The sequence below is a fragment of the Streptomyces sp. KR55 genome (genome assembly GCF_052245645.1).
In the GTDB taxonomy this organism is placed as follows: Bacteria; Actinomycetota; Actinomycetes; order Streptomycetales; family Streptomycetaceae; genus Streptomyces; species Streptomyces flavusporus.
Map to the genome: position 1 here is coordinate 1 of NZ_JBQQCE010000634.1, position 4,324 is coordinate 4,324.

General features: G+C 71.1%; 6 protein-coding genes. All 6 read left to right on the forward strand.

Annotation, left to right across the window (positions count from 1 at the left end; translation table 11 throughout):
• A partial coding sequence (locus ACTWQJ_RS47195; protein ID WP_443312541.1) for a DHHA1 domain-containing protein occupies window positions 1-159 on the forward strand: 159 nt, incomplete at its 5' end.
• The gene (ruvX, locus tag ACTWQJ_RS47200; protein WP_443312536.1) at window positions 159-623 is read left to right on the forward strand and encodes a Holliday junction resolvase RuvX; all 465 of its coding nucleotides are present in this window, start codon (window positions 159-161) and stop codon (window positions 621-623) included. The genes ACTWQJ_RS47195 and ruvX, both read left to right, overlap by 1 nt.
• Window positions 624-744: 121 nt before the next feature.
• Window positions 745-2,436: an endolytic transglycosylase MltG gene (gene mltG / locus ACTWQJ_RS47205; protein WP_443312537.1), complete on the forward strand. Its 1,692-nt coding sequence runs from the start codon at window positions 745-747 to the stop codon at window positions 2,434-2,436.
• Complete coding sequence (locus tag ACTWQJ_RS47210; protein WP_443312538.1) at window positions 2,436-3,263, forward strand: shikimate dehydrogenase; 828 nt, start codon at window positions 2,436-2,438, stop codon at window positions 3,261-3,263. Before mltG ends, ACTWQJ_RS47210 begins: the two co-directional genes overlap by 1 nt.
• 54 nt (window positions 3,264-3,317) lie before the next feature.
• The gene (locus ACTWQJ_RS47215) at window positions 3,318-3,695 is read left to right on the forward strand and encodes a hypothetical protein (RefSeq protein ID WP_443312539.1); all 378 of its coding nucleotides are present in this window, start codon (window positions 3,318-3,320) and stop codon (window positions 3,693-3,695) included.
• 184 nt (window positions 3,696-3,879) lie between these two features.
• A partial coding sequence (locus ACTWQJ_RS47220; protein WP_443312540.1) for a chorismate synthase occupies window positions 3,880-4,324 on the forward strand: 445 nt, incomplete at its 3' end.

Here is a 4,324-nt window from a genome sequence, read left to right on the forward strand (position 1 = left end):
GGCCTGAAGGCCGGCGACCTGGTCCGTACGGCCGCCAAGACCCTCGGCGGTGGCGGCGGCGGCAAGCCGGACGTCGCCCAGGGCGGCGGCCAGAACCCGGCCGCCATCGGCGAGGCCGTCGACGCCGTCGAGCGGCTCGTGGCGGAAACGGCCAAGTGATGCGCAGAGGACGTCGACTCGCGATCGACGTCGGGGACGCCCGGATCGGGGTCGCCTCGTGCGACCCCGACGGGATCCTCGCCACCCCGGTGGAGACGGTCCCGGGACGGGACATCCCCGCAGCGCACCGCCGGTTGAAGCAGCTCGTCGAGGAGTACGAGCCGATCGAGGTCGTCGTCGGGCTGCCGCGCTCCCTCAAGGGGGGCGAGGGCCCGGCCGCGGCCAAGGTCCGCGGCTTCGCCCAGGAACTCGCGCAGGGCATCGCACCCATCCCGGTCCGGCTGGTCGACGAGCGGATGACGACGGTGACGGCGAGCCAGGGACTGCGCGCCTCGGGCGTGAAGTCCAAGAAGGGCCGCTCGGTCATCGACCAGGCAGCCGCTGTCATCATCCTGCAGCAGGCGCTGGAATCCGAACGGGTGTCAGGTAAAGCCCCGGGCGAGGGCGTCGAAGTGGTCATCTGATCGCGATACGGTAACGTTCCGCGCGATGCGGTGGTGTTCGAACAGCCTCCGCACAGCAAGAGGCGGGACGGGAGCCGAGCCGGAAGCCACGCGACCGCCGCCTCGCGGCTCTAGGGGATCGATGACTGAGTATGGCCGGGGCCAAGGCTCCGAACCGTGGCATCCGGAGGACCCGTTGTACGGGGACGGCGGATGGGGAGGACAGCAGGCCCACGAGGGTCAGCAGTCCCCCTACGACGGCCAGCCGCAGCACTATCCAGAGCAGCCGCAGCAGCCGCAGTACGGCGACTGGGGCGACGGCCGACAGGCCGCATACGGTCAGGCGCAGCAGCAGTACCCTGGCCACGGGCAGCAGCAGTACCCCGGCCAGGCGCAGCAGCAGTACCCCGGCCACGGGCAGCAGTCGTACGACCCGCACCAGCAGTACGACACCGGCGGCTGGGCCACCGGCACGCACCCGCAGGTCCCGTACACCCCGGACCCGGCCGACCCGTACGCCCAGCAGACGGCCCCCTATGGCGCACAGCAGCCGGACTTCTACGGCACCCCGGACGCGTACCCGCCGCCGGAGCCGCCCGCCCGGCGGCGCGCCGAACCGGAGCCGAGGACCGACTGGGATCCCGGCCCCGACCAGGGCGAGCACGCCTTCTTCGCGGGCGGGGACGATGACGACGGCGACGAGCCGGGGGACCGGGGTGGCCGCGACCGGCGGGGGCGGGGCGGCAAGAGCAAGAAGAGCCGCAGCGGATGCGCCTGCCTGGTGGTCGTCCTGGTCTTCGGCGGCGGCCTGGCCGGTGTCTCCTACTTCGGCTACCAGTACTACCAGGATCGTTTCGGCGCCGCCCCGGACTACGCGGGGGACGGCACCGACGAGCAGGTGACCGTCGAAGTCCCCAAGGGCGCGAGCGGAGCCGAGATCGGCCGCCGGCTCAAGGACGCGGGCGTCATCAAGAGCGTGGACGCCTTCGTCGCCGCGCAGTCGCAGAACCCCGACGGGGAGTCGATCCAGGCGGGCGCCTATCTGCTGAACAAGCAGATGTCCGCGGCGAGCGCCGTCGAGATGATGCTCGACCCGAAGAGCCAGAACAACGTGGTCGTCGCTCCGGGCCTGCGCAATGTGTCGGTCTACGAAAGGATCGACGAGAAGCTCGGCCTGCCGTCCGGTGCCACCAAGGACGTCGCCAAGAAGAAGTACAAGAGCCTCGGCCTGCCGAGCTGGGCGAACAACAACGGCGACATCAAGGACCCGTTGGAGGGCTTCCTCTACCCGGGCACGTATCCCGCGGCCAAGGGCATGAAGCCCGAGGCGGTGCTGAAGGAGATGGTCACGCGGGCCAACGAGCAGTACGGCCAGTACGAGCTCGACGCGAAGGCCAAGGCGCTCGACCTGGAGAATCCGCTGCAGGTCATCACGGTCGCCAGCCTCGTCCAGGCCGAGGGCAAGACGACGGACGACTTCCGCAAGATGGCCGAGGTCGTCTACAACCGCCTCGAGTCGACCAACACCGAGACGAACCAACTGCTCCAGTTCGACTCGACCTTCAACTACCTCAAGGGCCAGAGCAAGATCGACATCTCCGAGTCGGAGATCAACAGCAACCCGGACCCGTACAACACGTACACCAACAAGGGCCTGCCTCCCGGCCCGATCGGCAACCCGGGCGACGAGGCACTGAAGGCCGCGCTGAACCCGACGGACGACGGCTGGATGTACTTCGTCGCCACGGACGGCATGAACAAGACCGAGTTCGCCAAGACGATCGAGGAACACCAGAGGCTGGTCGACGAGTTCAACGCGTCGAGGGACAACTGATGGCCGCACCTCGAAGGGCTGCCGTGCTCGGCTCTCCGATCGCCCACTCCCTCTCGCCGGTGCTGCACCGCGCCGCGTACGCGCAACTGGGCTTGGAGGGATGGACGTACGACCGCTTCGAGATCGACGAGGCGGCGTTGCCGGGCTTCTTCCGCACGCTCGGCCCCGAGTGGGCCGGGCTGTCGCTGACCATGCCGCTGAAGCGGGCCGTGATCCCGCTGCTCGACGAGATCAGCGCCACCGCGGCCTCGGTCGAGGCGGTCAACACGGTCGTCTTCACCGAGGACGGCCGCCGCGTCGGCGACAACACCGACATCCCCGGCATGGTCGCCGCGCTGCGCGAGCACGGTATCGAGCAGCTCGACTCGGCGGCGATCCTCGGCGCGGGCGCCACCGCCTCCTCCGCGCTGGCCGCGCTCGCCCGGATCTGCACCGGCGAGGTCGTGGTGTACGTCCGCAGCGCCGCCCGCGCCGCCGAGATACGGCAGTGGGGTGAGCGGCTCGACGTCGAGGTACGGACGGCGGACTGGGCGGACGCCACCGAGGCGCTGCGCCGCCCGCTGGTGATCGCGACCACTCCGGCCGGTACGACTGACGCGCTCGCCGCCGCCGTGCCGGAGCGGCCCGCGACCTTGTTCGACGTGCTCTACGAACCCTGGCCGACCACCCTCGCTGCCCGCTGGTCCGCCTACGGAGGGGCCGTCGTCAGCGGGCTCGACCTGCTGGTGCACCAGGCGGTGCTGCAGGTGGAGCAGATGACCGGCCGCAGCCCGGCGCCCCTGGACGCCATGCGAAAAGCCGGTGAGCACGCCCTCGCCGAACGTTAGGATCCGCTGAGATTCCGCAGGGGGCGGAGCAGCAGCGAGGGGGAGCGCAGTCCCATGTCCACAGGTGTGTCACTGGCGTCCGTGCAGAGCCAGATCTTCGAGGCGGTCCTGGGGTTCCTGCCGGACTGGGTGCAGATCACCGTGCTGTCCCTGGTGGTGCTCGCCGTCGTCGCCTCCTGGGTGGTCAAGCTCAAGCGCAGGATCGCCTACCGGCGCGCGGTACGGGGCGGGCAGCCGGTGCATGCGGCGGCGCAGCACGGGCAGGGGCGCGGCGCCGACCACCTCGGCGCGTACGCCCCGCAGCAGGCGTCGGCGCAAGGCAGTGGCGCCGACCATCTCGGTGCCTACGCCCCCCAGCAGGCGCAGGGCTCCGGTGCCGACCACCTCGGTCCCTACGCACCACAGCAGCGTCCGCAGGACGGTTCGGCGTGATCCACTTCGCTCCCGAGCCGCGGCCGATCGCGTCCGCCTGATGGACCGGCGGGTGGGACGACTGCCGGGACGTGGGAGGATCGACAGTGGCGGGCCAGGGCCGCGCACCCCGGTCGCGCCATCGCCGTACGCGAGGACGCGCGTACGCAGGGCAGTACCGGGGCGCGAGCACTGAGGAGCACCGTTGAGCAGGTTGCGCTGGCTGACCGCGGGGGAGTCCCACGGTCCCGCACTCGTCGCGACGCTGGAGGGCCTTCCCGCCGGCGTGCCGATCACCACGGAGATGGTGGCGGACCACCTGGCGCGCCGGCGGCTCGGCTATGGGCGCGGTGCGCGGATGAAGTTCGAGCGGGACGAGGTCACCTTCCTCGGCGGTGTCCGGCACGGTCTCACCCTGGGCTCGCCGGTCGCGATCATGGTCGGCAACACCGAGTGGCCGAAGTGGGAACAGGTCATGGCGGCCGACCCGGTCGACCCCGAGGTGCTGGCCGGCCTCGCCCGTAACGCGCCGCTGACCCGGCCCCGGCCCGGTCACGCCGACCTCGCGGGCATGCAGAAGTACGGCTTCGACGAGGCACGTCCGGTGCTGGAGCGGGCCTCCGCGCGGGAGACGGCGGCCCGGGTGGCGC

Bases quoted from the DNA above. Each gene is read 5' to 3' on its own strand.
- ruvX (WP_443312536.1), top strand. From the start codon at position 159: ATGCGCAGAGGACGTCGACTCGCGATCGACGTCGGGGACGCCCGGATC.
- mltG (WP_443312537.1), top strand. From the start codon at position 745: ATGACTGAGTATGGCCGGGGCCAAGGCTCCGAACCGTGGCATCCGGAG.
- ACTWQJ_RS47210 (WP_443312538.1), top strand. From the start codon at position 2,436: ATGGCCGCACCTCGAAGGGCTGCCGTGCTCGGCTCTCCGATCGCCCAC.
- ACTWQJ_RS47215 (WP_443312539.1), top strand. From the start codon at position 3,318: ATGTCCACAGGTGTGTCACTGGCGTCCGTGCAGAGCCAGATCTTCGAG.